We start from the raw sequence: 15,458 nt of genomic DNA, 5'->3' as shown, positions 1-15,458 counted from the left end.
GATGCAACAGGTCGACCGGGACGTCCGCCCGATGAACAAGGAACTGTTCGGGGTGTTCGGTGACGAGAGCACGTTCGAACAGTACCGGTCGCCGGACGAGTTCGATAGAGTCGTCTCGGGTCCCGACCTCACGTTCGGCGTACGGAGTTCGGAACTCGACATTCCCGGTCGAACTACCGTCTACGAGAACGAGGAAGGCGTCTGTGCCGTCTGGGGAGAGGCCTATCCTCGCTCCATCGACGGCACGGACCCCGCCGAGTGGGCGCTCTCGGAGTACGCAGCGCACGGCACTGACGCGCTGACCGGATTCAACGGCTCGTTCATCGCCGTCGCTGACCACGAGAACCAGTCCGGCGTCGTCGCGACCGACAGCGTCCGGAGTCGGGAGTGCTACTACGCGGACACGGACGGGACGCGCGTGTTCGGGACCGACCCGGCGACTGTCGCCGCCACGGTCTCCAGCCCGCGAGTCGACTACGAACCGCTGCTCGAGTTCTTGCACTTCGGCGTCGTCTTCGACGACAGAACGGCGCTCCAACAGGTCAGTCGTATTCCCTTCGACAGTTGGCTGACTGCCACAGATACCCACGAGTTCGGTCGGTTCGTCTACGAGTCCCGTGAGTTCGACTACGCGGCCGAACTGGCCGAGCGGATGCGTCGCGCGCTCGAACGCCGCAGCGGACTCCCCGGACGCAAGGGGGTCCTGCTGAGCGGTGGGTACGACTCACGGACGATTCTCGCTGGCATCTCCGACCTCGACGCCGCCTACACAGTCGGGGAGTCCGATAGCTCCGAACTCACCGTCGCAGAGCAACTCGCCACGCAGTACGGGATTCCTCACCAGACGCTCTCCGTCGACGAGCGGTACCTGAACACGGACCTCGAGACCGTCAAGTACGGGCACGGTATCATGGAGTCCCTCCACATCCACCACGCGGGGTACATGGACCAGATGGACGTGGACACCATCTACCACGGCGGCCTCGCCGACACGATGTTGCGCGGGCACTTCCAGCCGATTACCGGCGTTGAGGTGTTCGACCGGAAGTGTCCACCGTATCGCATGGACCCCGACCCGGACATCGCGAACCACTTCGCCGAGAAGTTCGGCTACCTCCCCGCCTCCGAGATGCTCTCTCGGGACACCACGATGTTCGACGAGTCCGGCAAGGAGTTCCTCCGTCGTCGGGTCGACGAGGTTCTGGACCGCTGGGACCATCGCTTCGACAGACTCTACAACGGGATGGCGCTGTTCGGGATACTCAACCAACCCTCGCGGCCGTTCCGGTTCCAGTTGAGCGACAAGTTCGTCGAGTCCTGTGTCTCACTCGACGCGGAACTCGTCGAGTGGCACCTCGCCACACCGCCAGAGCACCGGAACACGCAGACGTACCTGCGTGCCCTCCGCAAACTCGACGACGACATACTCCACCACCGACCCCCGGACCGGCCGTACGACTCCTACACCTTCAACCAGATAGACAACTTCCTCAGACGAGCGATGCCGTTCGTTTCCGGCTATCAGGGACCGTGGCCCGACCGAGCGGAGCTGTACGACCAGTGCGGGCTCGACGAGAAGATATTCTCGGATTCGCCGGGCGTCCAGGAACTCCCCTGGCGCCTCAAACTCCGTGTCAACGACGTCACCACCTGGCTCGATTCGACCACAGACGACACCTCTACCTCTATAGACCCTTCGGACCTCGTACAGCCCCAAGAGGACCCTCAGGCGGCGTCCGCACCGTACGGGCATAACTGAACAGTACGTTATGGACACCGTTCGGAGCGTAAACCCCTATTAATATTTCTGGAACGGTCTGTCGCGAACCAGTATCGGTCGGTATCGACCGGGTCGTCCAGAGGTGTATGATTAATTACTGATGGCGAGTCACCTCGCCGGCAAAATTGACTAATCGGTCCCAGCTCCCTCGCTTAAGATGAAATTAACTGAACGAAGCGGCTTTTTTGACAAAATTTGGCTAGTACCTCTGTTGGGTTTAAAACGTGTGACTAACGTCTGACGAGCCAAAAAGGCTATCAGTTATTGCGTTCTTTGCTCGCGCAACATGGACAAGCGTCAGTTATCGTGCGCAATCAGGGTTATCCTCGCTTTAACGACGGTGATAGCGTTCTCTGCCGGCGTTGCAGCGGGCGCGGCCCCCGCAAGTGACAGCGAGGGAACGGCATCGGCCACCATCGCCGACGTGCGCCAGACACACGCTGCCGGTTCTGTTGGGAACACGACATATGTCTGGGGACACACGGCCCAAGGTCAGCCTGTCGACGCCTATCTCGTCAGTGTGGAGACGTCCTCGGCAGGACCGCAGACCGAACTCTGTCTCGAAACGAACGGTACTACGACGTGCACGTCGCTCGCGAACACCTCTTCACCGACTCTCTCCTATCCTTCTGACTCGAACGCGACCGAGACGACGCTGAACCTGACGCTCCGAGACACCGAGACTGGCACCGTTCTCGATACGCACTCTATCACGGTCCAGCAGATTCCCCGAAGTGGCGACCTCGACGGCGACGGCCTGAACAACGAGAACGAGGTCGAGGCCGGGACGAACGTGAGCAACAGCGACACCGACGGTGATGGGCTGTCCGACGGCGCAGAGGTGCACGAACACGGGACGTCGCCGACGACGGCCGACACCGACGGGGACGGCCTCGGGGACCGAGTCGAACTCAGCGTCGGCGCCGACCCGACGGTGGCGGACACGGACGGTGACGGGCTCTCGGACCACCGTGAACTGGAACTCGGCACCGACCCGACCGCCTCCGATACGGACGACGACGGCCTCTCTGACAGCGTCGAACTATCAGAGGGTACCAACCCGACGGTCGCGGACACGGACGGTGACGGCGTCACGGACAGTCGTGAACTCGCACAGGGGACTGACCCGACGGTCGCGGACACGGACGGTGACGGGCTCTCCGACGGCAAAGAACTGGAGTTGGGTACCGACCCGCTCACGGCGGACACGGACGGCGACGGCCTCGCAGACAGCAAGGAAGTCTCTCTCGGCACTGACCCGACGGTCGCGGACACGGACGGTGACGGACTCACGGACAAGGAGGAAGTGACCGAAGGGACGAACCCGACGGTTGCTGACACTGACGACGACGGCCTCGCCGACGGAGCGGAGCTAGAGGCCGGCGCCGACCCGACGGTGGCGGACACGGACGGTGACGGCCTCGAAGACGGACGCGAAGTCCACCGAGCGGGGACCGACCCGACCAGCGCGGACACGGACGGCGACCTGATGGGCGACAAGCTAGAGACCACTCTGGGGACGGACCCGACGAGTCAACTCACGCCCGCGTGGCTGACGAGTACGTTCCTCGGGTTCGTCGTCGGTATCGGACTCAGTATCACCGCCATCCGAGGTGGGTTCGTCATCGACGTCGTCGATAGGGTTCGAGCCGTCCAGAGGGGCCTCCTCCGGTCCGAAGACCGGGCGCTCGAGATGACCGACGGCGCTATCGAGTCGGGTTCGACGTCGGACGCCGACGGCGACGCAGAGCCGATAGCCGACTCCGCGGACGCCGTCGTCGCAGACCGTGACGACGACCTCGTCGCCGACGACGAACTGGTGTTAGAGATGTTGCGCGCCGAGGCCGGGCGAATGAAACAGAGTGACATCGTCGCCGTCACCGACTGGTCGAAGGCGAAGGTGAGTCGGCTACTCTCCGGCATGGACGAGGACGACGACATCGTGAAGCTCCGCATCGGGCGCGAGAACCTCATCTGCCTCGAAGAGGCCAAGCCGCCTCAGATGCAACTGGAGCGAGAGCGGGACGACCGCTCCGGGCCAGTCGACCGTCCCGGTTCCGGCACAGTCTGCTGACCACCGCTGTGGTCGGCACTGTCGAGCGAGCACGCGGTCGATAGCCGTGGGACTGTTCGTCCCATCGAGATTGTCGCGTCAGTCGTCGCTCGCGGCGGCCTTCCACCTCTCCGATAGCCACTTCTGACCGCTCGAGCACTCTCGCCAACGTGACTGTCGCCCCGATTCTTCCCGGTAAGGTGGCCTTATCGACGCACTAACTGGCCTCAGAGAGGCTGCAACGGTAGACATCGACCTGAACCCGTAGGGAGAGCTACACGGCTCCGAGGCCGCTCTCGGGCGAGTCCGACGGTGAGTGTACGCAATCAGCCGGGTTCAGGACCCGCTTACTGGCGTTTTCGACCCCTCGGAACGAACCATTCCACTGGACGTGAACGGTGTTTAACGACGTTTTAGACTCTTGCCGGACCGTGTGAAACAGTTATTGACGGTGGAAAGGACCGGAACAACCGGCGCTTTATATGGGGAAATGGGTTCAAGCCGGAATCGAACATGCCCGAAGCTACACTCCGAAACGAGACGTCAGACAGCACCTCCGACGAGACGGAATCCGCGTCCGACTCTGATTCCGACTCGGAACCGGAGTTGACGCGCGACGACATCTTCCACGTCCTCCAGTGTCGCCGTCGTCGCCTCGTCCTCAAGTATCTCCAGGAGTACGACGGCGACGAGCCGGCGCGCATGGGCGACATCGCAGAGCACATCGCGGCCCTGGAACACGACACGACCATCGACGCGCTCCGTTCCCAGCAGCGACAGCGCGTGTACATCGCACTCTATCAGTCCCATCTGCCGAAGATGGACAAGGCGGGCGTCCTCGAGTACAACCAGAGTCGGGGCTACGTCGAGACGACGGAGCTGGCCTCGCGATTCGACGCCTACCTCGCCAGCGAACCCTCGCTCCTACAAGACGAGGAACCGGGGACGGATGCCGAGGCTTCCGCCGACACTCCGGCACCGGAGATGGATGGCGACGACCAGACGGGCGCTGACGTCGACGTAAGCTGGCACAAACGCTATCTCTACGCTGCCGGTGGCAGTCTGTTCGTCGCGTCTGCGCTCTCTAGTGGGCTCATGTCCGCGGCGCTCCCGTCACAAATCGGTGTGGGGATTCTGGTGAGCGCGCTGTTCACACTGCTCGCCGTGAGCCACTGGATGACCGAGTCGTCCTGGTCGGGATTCGGGTTGACCGACCCGGACGCGAGCAACTGGAACCAGTGAGTCGATTCGATGTTCGATCACCCGACGTGGACCTCTCTCGATACATAATAGACTATTGAGGGAAAATACACTAATGGTACTATCGAAATTATCTGCGCGCCCGTCGTGGCTCTCGTCCGACGAGGACGAGACATCAGGCCCGGACCGGGAGGTTCCGAAACTCGACGAGGATGCGGTGTACGACCTCCTTGGTAACGAACGTCGGCGCGTGTGTCTCAAACTGCTGTCCCAGTCCGACGAGGTCTGGGACGTCAGCGACCTGAGCGAACGAGTCGCGGAGATCGTATCAGACCCGTCGAAATCTCCGGACGACATCTACAACAGCGTGTACATCTCGCTGTGTCAGAACCACTTGCCGAAACTGGACGAGGTCGGTCTCGTCGAATACGACTCGGAGACGAAGACGATACAAATCGGTCCGGCCTTCGACGACATCGGCCGTCACTGGTTGGCCGACGATCAAAAGCAAGACACCTCGCCACCTGCGTTTCGCCTGACGCTCGCCGCCAGCGTCATCACGGTAGTCGCCCTCGGCACGACCCTATCGCTGGGTCCAGCACTGACGTCGTTCGTCCTGCCCGCCCTACTCGCGCTCCATCTCGTGGTGCTGGTAGTGGAAGCGGGCATCCGACAGTTCTCCTGAGCAGTCCGTCTCGCGAAGTGGCCAGCACATGACGTTCTAGTAGCGTGTCTCGTGAGCGAGTGCCGGTCTATAGTCGCAGCGATCTACCGCCACCTGTCGGGGCGCGCTTCACCGCTCACTCCGGCGCGGAGACGACGATAGACTGCTTCTCGTCGACCGTCACCTCACACCCCGCGAACGGAAACGTCACGCGACACGCACCGTCGCACGTGCGCTCACCGATGTCCGGGTCGAAGAACATGTCCAGCGCGTCAGAGTCTATCTGCTCTTCGAGCGGTTCGAGCTCCGTCGGTTCCCTGCCGACTGCCTGTGCGACCGCGGCGACCACCGCAGTGCTCGTGTTCGTCTCGCAGTGCTCCCGTCGCTGAAACCGGTACGTGTTACTCCGGGCGTCGTACTCGACGTCGGCTCCCAGGTCGCAGTGGATCATCGTCACCTCGGTATCATATCTGAAGGTATGAACTTATCTTGTGGCTAAGGAGCGCTACAGAGAGCAAACGACCCGACCGGTGGTCGCTACTCCTCGTCGACGTCGAACAGTAACTCCAGCAGCTTCTTGAGCGAAACTCGAAGGTGGCGGTTGAACGTCGGCTGGGAGATGTCCAGCAAACTCGCCACCTCCTCGGCAGTGTGCTCGCGCGGCCACTCGAAGTAGCCGCTCAGTAGCGCCGTCCGAAGCGCCTCTAACTGCCGGTCGGTCAGGCGCTGTTCGAACTCGACCCGGAACGGTTGGTCCCGACGGGACGGGCGCGTCCGCTGAGTCCGGGAGTGCAACCGTACGTCCGGAGCGACCTGTTCGAGTGACTCGACGAACCGCCGAACGTCCGTCTCGGCTGGCAGAGTTACCAGCAGGCGCGTCGTGTCGCCGTCGGCGGTGAGGTCACGCAGTGTTCCGCCCGAACTCAGTATCTCGCTCACGAGGGAGACGGACTCAAGTTCTATCTCGTACAGTTCGCCGTCGCCGTGCGGGACGTGGTCGACGGCGTCGACCAGCGGTGCCGACTCGAAGGCACGTTCGACCGCTGCCGGCTCCGCGTCGGTGACGACGAGGAACAGGACCGCGCTGTTGTCTCGGGCGAGCACCCCCTCGAAGTCGAGTGTGGCGCCCGTCTCACGGGCCACGCGGCTGAAGAGGTCGGTCCCGTCCGTCAGCGTCAACTCGAGGTCTATCACCGTGTCCGAGAGTAGCGAGCGTTTGCGCTCGACGACGCTGATACCGTTCGAGATGGCGCTGGCGATGTCGTCGAACGCGCCGGCGACCTCGTCGTCGAACGCGTCGGCGTCGGTCGCGTGGACGGTCAGCGTCCCCCAGAGTCGGTCGTCCCGATAGAGCGGGACACTCAACACCGACTGGTACCCGCGGGTCAGTGCTTCCTCGCGCCACGTGTCGTCCCGGAGTCCGGTCGTGATGTCGTCGACGACGAGCGTCGACCGGGTCCGGGCGGCCCGAACTGCGGGCTCCTGAACACTCTCGTCGAGCCGGAGGTCGACCGCGTCGAGGTAGCCGCGTTCCGCGCCCGCCCACGTCCGAGGTTCGAGTCGGTCACGCTGACTCCCGACTCGCTCGATGCGGACGAACGCGAACTGGCCGGTGTCTGCCAGACCGTTCACGACCCGCTGCTCCAGTTCGTCCTGCGACTCGGCCTCGATTGCCGCTCGCTGCACGGTAGACAGGGCGTCGACGAGAGTGCGACGCCGTTCGAGACGACCGGCACGCTCGTCGAGTTCCGCCGCCTGCCGTTGCAGTGACTGCGACTCGGCTATCTGCTCGAGCGCCGCCGTCGCTGCCGTCGCGAGATTCGTCAGTTGCTCGCCGGCACCGACGGCTTCGTCGTCGGGGCCGTCCACGGCGACGTCCAACACGCCGAACTCGCCGATCGGGAGCGTCACCGAAGCGCCGTCGGCACCGGTCTCCTGCCCCACGGACGCACCACGGTGTCTGTGCACGTCTCCGGTAACGAACGTCTCCCAGAGTCGCGTCCCTTGGCCGGCACGCACCGGTCCTTCGCTGTCGTCGTCCACCGGTGCCGCGGCGACGCGCCGGAGGTGCTGGCCGTCGCTATCCAGCAGGTACACCGCTGCGTATCTGTTGTCCAGCGTCTTCGTGGCCGACTCGACGACGGCCTCCGCGACGGCCTCCCGCGTCGACGCCTCGAACAGTCTGCGAATCGTCTCGCTGGTGCCACCCAGCAGTCTGGGGGCGTCGCTCCTGTCGGCGACTCGTGGGCGCTCCCGTGGTCTCGACCCTTCGAGTGCACGCCTGACGCGGGCCCGTAAGACACCGTCGCCGGACGAATCTGCCGGGTCGAGACGAACGACGTCGGTCGCCCCTGCTTCTATCGCCGTCCGCTCGTCGGTCACGGTCACGTCCGCGCCGGCCAGCACGAACGGGAGGTCGGGGTACGCCTCCGTGACGTGTCGGAGTAAGTCGACGCCACTCCCGCTGTCGAGGGCCTTCGTGCTCACGATAACGTCCGCGTCGCCACCGTCTTCGAGACTGGTCAGCGCCGCTCGCGGCGACTTGAACGACACCACGCGTGCGCCATCGTGCTCAGCAGTGAGTGCTTCGAGTGCGGCCTCGACTCGTTCGCTCTCGCCGACGACGACGACGGTGGCTGGCCAGTCGAGCGTCACGTGACTAACGTCAGAAGCCATTACGCTGTTGACGGCGTCGGCCTCGTCTGACGATGCGCTGGCCTGCCCACCGCAGGACGACTCGACACTGTGGGCGTCTGCCGGGGCGGCCTGTCGTACGTAGGCGGGCGAGCCGTCATCGTCAGCCCTCCGTTCGCTCGATGGTAATCTGGACGTCGTCGCCGTCTTTCAGGTAGTACTCGCTCGGCTGGACCGACTCGCCGTCGACCTCGATAGAGATGGTCGTGCCGGAGTCGCTGCTGTCGTAGGTCGTCCCGTTGAACGTAATCGTGTCCTCGGTGACGTTGACGCCGTTGAGCGAGTCCAGCGCGTAGTTGAGGGTGACGTTCGAGGAGTGCGAGTGCCAGTACTCGCCCTCACCGCCCTCGAAGTGGAAGTAACGGTCGTTGGACTGGTACTTCGAACGGCTGAAGTCGACTTCCTCGCCGTCGACGGTGACGGTCATGTCACCGTGGATGTGCTGCTGTTCGTTGTCGATGTAGTTACCGGGTACCGAGGCGTTCATGTCGGCCGTCTCGACGGTGACCCACACCTGATCCCCGTCTTCCAGCGTGACGGTCGTCGGGTCGACCTCCTCACCGTTCACGCGGTAGTATATCTCCGTCCCGTCGGTCGATTCGTCGTAGGTGGTCCCGTCGACGGAGAGCGAGTTCGCCTGCGCGTCGACGTCGAACCGTGAGAGCGATTCGGCGAGCGTCACGTTCGAGTCGGTGACCCACGTGTGAGGGTCGTTAGCGATATCGAAGCCGTCGCCCGACTCGTCGCGGTCCTGCAAGTCGAGTTCGTCAGCGGCGACGACGACGGTCATCTTTCCGGTCGTCGTCGCGTCGGTCCCGTCAGCGTCCGAGGCCGACGACGGTGTCGACGTCTCCTCGTCGCCGTGACTGTGGTTGTGGCCGTCGTCCTCGCTCCCGCTCTGCGTCGATGCCGCCGTCGTCTCCGCCTCGGTCGTCGCGACCGTCGTCTCCTCGGCTGTCGCCGTGGTCGTCGCTGTCGCGTTAGATCCGCCTTCGCTCGCACCGAGGCCGGCACAGCCGGCCCCCAGTACGAGCAGTCCCGCGACGAGTAGTGCAAGTAAGCGCCGGTTCGGAATGCCAAACATCAGTATCGAGTATACAAAGGGGTGGAGGGCGGTTTATTACCGTCCCGATAGAACCGCTTATCTGGTGTATAATAACGCCGTTAAGGGCAGTTTCGTCACACAGACAATGCGTTCTACGTCAGCGACTATCTGGAACTGGCTCGATATCGCCAGTGTATCGCCACGAGCAAACCACCATCCTGCGGCCGGCCGTCTGTACCCGAACGGTGACTGGCTCGTCGGGGAGCAATGAATCAGCAGCACGTCATCACCATCCTGTTCGCCGGCTGTTGTCTGTTCGCCGCGGTGAGTATGGCGGCGTCCCTCGAAACGTCGGTCCCCGGGAACCCCGACGACGTCGTCGACGTCGACACCGAATCCCTCCCGCTGCCGTCGGAGCAAGCCGATCAGGTGAAAAACGCGCTCCAGTCGGGTGGACAGAGCGACACAGAGGGGAACTCGGGAACGACGAGCCAGCCCTCTTCGGACGGTAGCCAACAGGGTCGTGAGCCGAGTCGTGCCGACAGCGGGGCAAAGGACTCGATGTCGGACACCACCGACGGCACCGGTCAGAGTTCGGGCGGAACCGCCGATTCCGAGGGCGGTCAGAGCGGGCTGACCAAACAGGCTGGTCTCGGACCGGGTGGACCGGTCGACAGTCTGCTCGACCTGCTCCGCCAACTGTTCGAGCGACTGCTCGCCGTCGTCGCCGTTCTGGCGGTGCTCGGGATGCTCGCGCTCGCCGGCTACAAGCGTGACCTGTTACTCGACCGCCTCCGTGAGTACGTCGGCCGTGAGACGACGGCCGACGTGCGGGCGGCCACGACGAAACTCCCGAATCGCGAACCGCGAAACGAGATAGAGCGTACGTGGCTGGAGATGGTCTCCAGTGCAGGGGCCGCCGACGACCCCTCTCTGACGCCGCGCGAACGCGCGGAAGCGGTCGCACAGACCGGGTTGCGGAGTGAACCCGTTCGAGAACTCACCGACCTGTTCGAGGACGTCCGGTACGGTGACCGACCCGTGACGACCAGCGAAGTACGAGAAGCGTCGGCGTACCTTCGGCGCTCGATGGGGCAGCGCGATGACTGAGGCGACCGACGTCGGCCTCGACGGCCTCGGCGACCTCCCGTGGGCCCGAATCCTGCTCGGTGGGGTCGGGTTTCTCGTCATGGTCGGCGCGTTCGTCACGGCGGGTGACCTCGCTGCCGGGGTCGTCTCGTCGCTCCGTGCGGGCGTCGAGAACGACTACCTCCTCGTGATGGCGTTCGGCGGCGTCGCCGTGGCACTCGCGTCGCTAGTGTTTCTCACGAGCAGTGACAGCGTGGAGGTCCGCGAGATGCCGGCGGTCGAAGGGCCGACGCCGGCGCCCGAACCGGGCGAGCGCTTCGACGAGCGACTCGATGGATGGCGGACCGTGGTCCCTGTCGTCGGGCGGGACGTCCGTGAAACGGTCAGGGATCGCCTGCGAAAGGCGGCTATCCGGACCGTCGCGGCCGAACGCGGGTGGCCCGAAGCGAAGGCATCGTCGGCAGTCGCCGATGGGTCGTGGACCGACGACCCGGTCGCGGCCCGGTTTCTGGCCACCGGTGGCAGTCGGGACACGGTCGGCACCGGACTCCGGGCACTCGCACACGGCGAGACGCCCGTTCGGTACCGTGCTCGACGGACCATGGCCGCCATAGTCGAGTGCCACGAGCGCACTGGGGGGCGTTCCCGATGAGTGACGCCCGGCGGACGCATCGCTGGCGCGGCGTCCTCGTCCTCACGCTCGGGGCCGCCGGCGTCGGCCTGCTCGCGAAGCGGCCTCTGTTGCTCATGTTGTCGGCGCTCGGGGTCGTGTACGCGGTGTACCCGCGCCTGTCGTCGGTTTCTGAGCCCCGACTCGACATCGACCGTCGCGTGAGCGAGGAGAACCCGCAGGCCGGCACGAGCGTCGAGGTGACGACGACCGTCCAGAACGTCGGCGACCGACCGATATTCGACCTCCGCGTCGTCGACGGTGTGCCCCCGGCGCTGGCCGTGACGGACGGGACGCCGCGTTTCGGGACCGCGCTCCGGCCGGGAGAGCGCGCCTCGTTCTCGTACACGATGACGGCAAAGCGGGGTCGCCACCGGTTCGAGGCGGCGACGGCTATCGCTCGCGACCCGAGCGGCGGCCACGAAGTCGAGGTGGAAGTCGAGACAGACACCGAAGTCGACTGTACGACGGACGTCGGCACGGCCCCGCTCCGGTCACAGACGCTCGACGTGACCGGACAGAACCCCGCCGACTCCGGCGGGAGCGGGACCGAGTTCCACCAGACACGCGCGTACCGACGGGGCGACCCGGTCGGACGCGTCGACTGGAACCGCTACGCCCGGACCGGCGAACTGACGACGATAGAGTTCCGCGAGGAACAGACCGCGAGCGTCGTCGTCGTCGTCGACGCGACGCCGGGGGCTTACCGGGGCCGCGAGGGCGAGCCACACGCGGTGGTCGCGGCTGTCGGCGCGGCCCAGCAACTCGCCGAGACGGTCCTCGACGGGCAGAACCACGTCGGCCTGTCGGTGCTCGGGACCGACGACCTCTGGTTGGCGCCCAGTAGCGGCCGTCGCCATCGGCTCCGGCTTCAGGAACTCCTCGCGACGCACTCGGCGTTCGAGGCACGCCCTCCCGAACCGGAGACGACGGTCGACGTCGAGGCGCAGGTCGAGACGCTGTTGGCGCGTCTCGAGGACAACACGCAACTGCTGGTCGTCTCCCCGCTACTCGACGACGACGTCGTCGAGGCGGTCCAACGGTTCGAGGCCGAACGGCACCGGGTGACGCTCGTCTCGCCGGACGTGACGGTCAGCGACGCCGGCGCGGGTGGCCGCACGCTGGCGGCCATCGAGCGGGACAGTCGCCTCCGACGACTGCGACAGTCGGACGTCACCGCGGTCGACTGGGAGACGACGGAGCCGCTCTCTGCGACGCTCCACCGCCGAACGGAGGCCATGCACGGATGAACGCGACCCACTCGAACTCGCGACCGACGCTCGTCAGTAGCGCCCTCGCGGTGACCGCTGCCGCGGCCGTTCTCCTCGCACTCGCGGGCGATGCGACTGGCGTCGGCACGTGGTTGGTGGTCGAACTCGTCGGTCTGGGAATCGTCGGCCTCGGCGCCGCCGCCTACCGAACCGGCTACCGCGTCGTCGGTCTCCCGCTCGGACTCGTCGGGGCCGCCGTCTGTGCCGTCGCCATCGGTGGGTTCGGAAGCCAAGGCGGCCCACTGAGCGAGTTACTCCGCCTGGTTCCGGGGTTCCTCGGACTCGCCGTCCTCGCCGCCGCACTCGTGCCGGTACGGGGCGACGGGTCGCGCTCACTCGTCAAACTGGGTGCCGGCGGTCTCTTCGCCTGCGTGGTCCTCGCCGGGTTGTTCCAGACGGCGGACCTGACGCTGTTGCTCGGGACCGCTGTCGGGACAATCGTCGCGTGGGACGCTGGCGAACACGCGATTGGCGTCGGCGAACATCTCGGCCGCGGGGCCACGACGTGGCGCCTCGAAGCGAGCCACGTCCTCGCCACGACGCTGGTCGGTGCCGTGGGCGCCGCCGTCGTCCTCTTTGCCCGCGGGTTCGCGAACGACGGGTTGTCGTTGGCCTCGTTCGCGATGGTGTTCGTCGCCCTCGTGTTGCTGACCGTGGCGTTGCGCTGGTAGCCCGGCGCGTCGCCGCTACTCCTATTCGTAGCCGACGCTCGGGACGGGCACGTCGTCGAGAACGTCGTCGACCACGTCGCTGCTGGTGGTCTGGTCGATAGTGGCGTCGGCGGTCAGCACGATGCGATGTGCCAGTACCGGGTCGGAGACGGCTTTCACGTCGTCCGGGGTGACGTACTTCCGCCCTTGCAGGCTGGCGTAGCCTCGAGCGACTTCGAACAACCGCTGACAGCCACGGGGGGAGATACCGACTTCGACACGGGGGTCCATCCGCGTCTCGCGCACCACTTCGACGATGTAGTCTTTGAGGTCGCCGTGGACGGTGATCCGTTCGGGGACCTGCTGCCACTCCCTGACCGCCGCCGTCGTCAGCACCTGCTGGGCGCTCGGCGTCTGGTCGTCGCGGGCGTCACGCCGGTCTAGCAGCTCCCGTTCGCCGGCCTTCGGCGGGTAGCCGAGACTCGTCTTCACGAGGAAGCGGTCCTTCTGTGCCTCCGGCAGTGGGAAGGTTCCCTCGCCGCTCTCGACTGGGTTCTGCGTCGCGATGACGAAGAAGGGTTCGGGCAGGTCGTGTGTCTCCCCTTCCATCGTCACCTGCCCCTCCTCCATCGCCTCCAGCAGGGCCGCCTGCGTCTTCGGCGAGGCGCGGTTTATCTCGTCGGCGAGGATGACGTTCGCGAAGATGGGGCCGCTGCTGAACTCGAACTCCCGGGTCTTCTCGTTGAACATGTACGTCCCGGTGATGTCCGTCGGCAGGAGGTCGGGCGTGAACTGGATGCGATTGAAGCTCAGGCCCAGCGTGGTCGCGAAACTCCGGGCGGTCAGTGTCTTGCCGGTCCCGGGAACGTCTTCGAGGAGGACGTGTCCACGAGAGACGACTCCGGTCAGAATCATCCGCAACACGTTCTCGTCGACGACGACGGCGTTCGATACTTCGTTCAACACGGCCGTGGCTCTGTCCCCGGCCTCGGTGACGTTCATACTCTGTGGTCGGCCACACGGGCAATTACTAACTGAGTGCTAATGGTGGGTGTCGACCTGTCACAAAACCCCCGTGTGTCCGCTCGCCCCTCCTGTACGACAGACTTCGCTGGACCTCCGTGGAGTACTGATTGGCCGTTCCGCGACCGTTTCGCTGGCAGTGAGACCGTCGATACGAGATAGGATTCCGTTACGCCGTTTCGAACCCTTCGTTAAAACCTTGTGGCCCCGAGAACGAGCGGCTTGCCGCCAGCCTGCGGTTTCCCGGTTTTATCACACTGCTATGTTCTGTGGCCTGACGTTTATATAGGATTTACCGCCCGAGTAATAAGGGACTCAACGGACCGAGTCAGAGTCGCATGCCACTCAAGCTGTCGCGTTCACAGATTACCGCGGTCCTCGCCGCACTGCTGGTGCTGCTCGCCGGGTGTTCGTCACTCGGCGGGTCCGGCGGCGAGACGCCGACGGAGACGGACGCTACGACCGAAGAGGAGACGATGAGCGACGAGACGACCGAATCGGAGATGGACACCAACACGACGAGCGGGGACAGCGAGTCCGAACTCTCCGGGCGGATGCTCGTCGTCGTCGAAGGCCAAGAGAAGCACCTCGACACCGAACCGGGGGCGAAGTTCTCCTTCAACGAGACCAACGAACACACGTGGACGGTCGAGGAGCCGATGACCCTCGCCGAAGCGCTCGAGACGGCCAACGTCACGGCCGAACCGGACTCGTTGACCATCGACGGTGAGACGTACAACGAGAGCGATACGAACACGACCATCACGTATCAGGTCGCCGGCACGGAAATCGAGGATCCCAGCGAGTACACGCTGGAGGACATGAACCCCGCGCACGAACTCGTCGTCCGCGTCGACGACCACGACCAGGAGGTTCCCGGTCGCCTCGTCGAACAGTCCCACCCTCACCCGCACGGTCGACTGAACATGACGGTCGACGGCGAACCCGTCGACTTCACGCAGGAAAAGTACGTCATGGCCGAGGAAGCCTTCCACTTCCACGGTGACGAGAACGCGGCTCGCTGGCACGGTCACTCGCTGAACCTCACCGCCGCGTACGCACTCTCGACGTTCCCCGGCATGAACGTCTCCGAGGACGCGATGACGTACAACGGGACGACGTACATGGAGAACGGGAGCGAGACGTCCTTCACCGTCACCGTCGACGGCGAGGAGGTCGACCCGAACACCTACGTCCTGAAAGACGGTGACTCCATCGAGGTCACGCTGAACGAATCCGACGACTCGACGGTCAACGAGGCGTCCAACTGACGACGCGATTAGTGACTCGTGCCCAGACCTGACGGGCACGCACCCGAC

At 64.8% G+C, this 15,458-nt stretch carries 13 protein-coding genes; 9 read left to right on the top strand and 4 right to left on the bottom strand.

Going from position 1 to position 15,458, the window contains the following annotated elements:
* Window position 1 precedes the first annotated feature (1 nt).
* The 4 genes from EGH21_RS14845 to EGH21_RS14830 all read left to right on the top strand — a co-directional run bounded on the left by EGH21_RS14845 (window position 2) and on the right by EGH21_RS14830 (window position 5,718).
* A complete protein-coding gene (locus EGH21_RS14845) occupies window positions 2-1,759 on the top strand; it encodes an asparagine synthase-related protein (protein ID WP_220619264.1) in 1,758 nt (585 codons plus the stop codon).
* A 307-nt stretch (window positions 1,760-2,066) separates the two neighbouring features.
* Entirely contained in the window at window positions 2,067-3,854 is a 1,788-nt protein-coding gene (locus tag EGH21_RS14840; protein ID WP_220619263.1) for a helix-turn-helix transcriptional regulator, read from the top strand.
* A gap of 492 nt (window positions 3,855-4,346) precedes the next feature.
* A complete protein-coding gene (locus EGH21_RS14835; protein WP_220619262.1) occupies window positions 4,347-5,075 on the top strand; it encodes a DUF7344 domain-containing protein in 729 nt (242 codons plus the stop codon).
* Between the two features lie 73 nt (window positions 5,076-5,148).
* Complete coding sequence (locus tag EGH21_RS14830) at window positions 5,149-5,718, top strand: DUF7344 domain-containing protein (RefSeq protein ID WP_220619261.1); 570 nt, start codon at window positions 5,149-5,151, stop codon at window positions 5,716-5,718.
* A 115-nt stretch (window positions 5,719-5,833) separates the two neighbouring features.
* On the opposite strand, the gene EGH21_RS14825 is transcribed toward EGH21_RS14830, so the two are convergent.
* The 3 genes from EGH21_RS14825 to EGH21_RS14815 form a co-directional block, all read right to left on the bottom strand.
* Complete coding sequence (locus EGH21_RS14825) at window positions 5,834-6,148, bottom strand: HalOD1 output domain-containing protein (protein WP_220619260.1); 315 nt, start codon at window positions 6,146-6,148, stop codon at window positions 5,834-5,836.
* Window positions 6,149-6,234: 86 nt separating this feature from the next.
* Window positions 6,235-8,373, bottom strand: coding sequence for a bacterio-opsin activator domain-containing protein (locus EGH21_RS14820; RefSeq protein WP_220619259.1), 2,139 nt, complete (start codon window positions 8,371-8,373; stop codon window positions 6,235-6,237).
* Between the two features lie 121 nt (window positions 8,374-8,494).
* A complete protein-coding gene (locus tag EGH21_RS14815) occupies window positions 8,495-9,475 on the bottom strand; it encodes a hypothetical protein (protein ID WP_220619258.1) in 981 nt (326 codons plus the stop codon).
* Window positions 9,476-9,703: 228 nt separating this feature from the next.
* Between EGH21_RS14815 and EGH21_RS14810 the strand changes: the two genes are divergently transcribed.
* The 4 genes from EGH21_RS14810 to EGH21_RS14795 are packed head-to-tail and all read left to right on the top strand — an operon-like array spanning window position 9,704 to window position 13,137.
* Window positions 9,704-10,546 (top strand): DUF4129 domain-containing protein, encoded by an 843-nt coding sequence (locus EGH21_RS14810; protein WP_220619257.1) that lies wholly within the window; start codon window positions 9,704-9,706, stop codon window positions 10,544-10,546.
* Window positions 10,539-11,177: a DUF7269 family protein gene (locus EGH21_RS14805; protein ID WP_220619256.1), complete on the top strand. Its 639-nt coding sequence runs from the start codon at window positions 10,539-10,541 to the stop codon at window positions 11,175-11,177. Before EGH21_RS14810 ends, EGH21_RS14805 begins: the two co-directional genes overlap by 8 nt.
* Window positions 11,174-12,445 carry a DUF58 domain-containing protein gene (locus tag EGH21_RS14800; protein ID WP_220619255.1) on the top strand — a complete coding sequence of 424 codons (1,272 nt, stop codon included), beginning with the start codon at window positions 11,174-11,176 and terminating at the stop codon, window positions 12,443-12,445. The genes EGH21_RS14805 and EGH21_RS14800 overlap by 4 nt, the downstream gene beginning before the upstream one ends.
* The gene (locus tag EGH21_RS14795; protein WP_220619254.1) at window positions 12,442-13,137 is read left to right on the top strand and encodes a DUF7519 family protein; all 696 of its coding nucleotides are present in this window, start codon (window positions 12,442-12,444) and stop codon (window positions 13,135-13,137) included. Before EGH21_RS14800 ends, EGH21_RS14795 begins: the two co-directional genes overlap by 4 nt.
* Window positions 13,138-13,158: 21 nt before the next feature.
* Here the strand turns inward: EGH21_RS14795 and EGH21_RS14790 are convergent, their stop codons facing one another.
* The gene (locus EGH21_RS14790; RefSeq protein WP_220619253.1) at window positions 13,159-14,118 is read right to left on the bottom strand and encodes an AAA family ATPase; all 960 of its coding nucleotides are present in this window, start codon (window positions 14,116-14,118) and stop codon (window positions 13,159-13,161) included.
* 359 nt (window positions 14,119-14,477) lie between these two features.
* On the opposite strand from EGH21_RS14790, the gene EGH21_RS14785 reads away from it, so the two are divergent.
* On the top strand, window positions 14,478-15,410 hold the full coding sequence (locus EGH21_RS14785; protein WP_220619252.1) for a hypothetical protein: 933 nt from the start codon (window positions 14,478-14,480) through the stop codon (window positions 15,408-15,410).
* Window positions 15,411-15,458 lie beyond the last annotated feature (48 nt).

This window comes from Haloarcula rubra (genome assembly GCF_019599465.1).
Classification (GTDB): Archaea; Halobacteriota; Halobacteria; order Halobacteriales; family Haloarculaceae; genus Haloarcula; species Haloarcula rubra.
The sequence above is the reverse complement of the archived record's forward strand: the minus strand, read 5'-3'. Positions and strand labels throughout refer to the sequence as shown.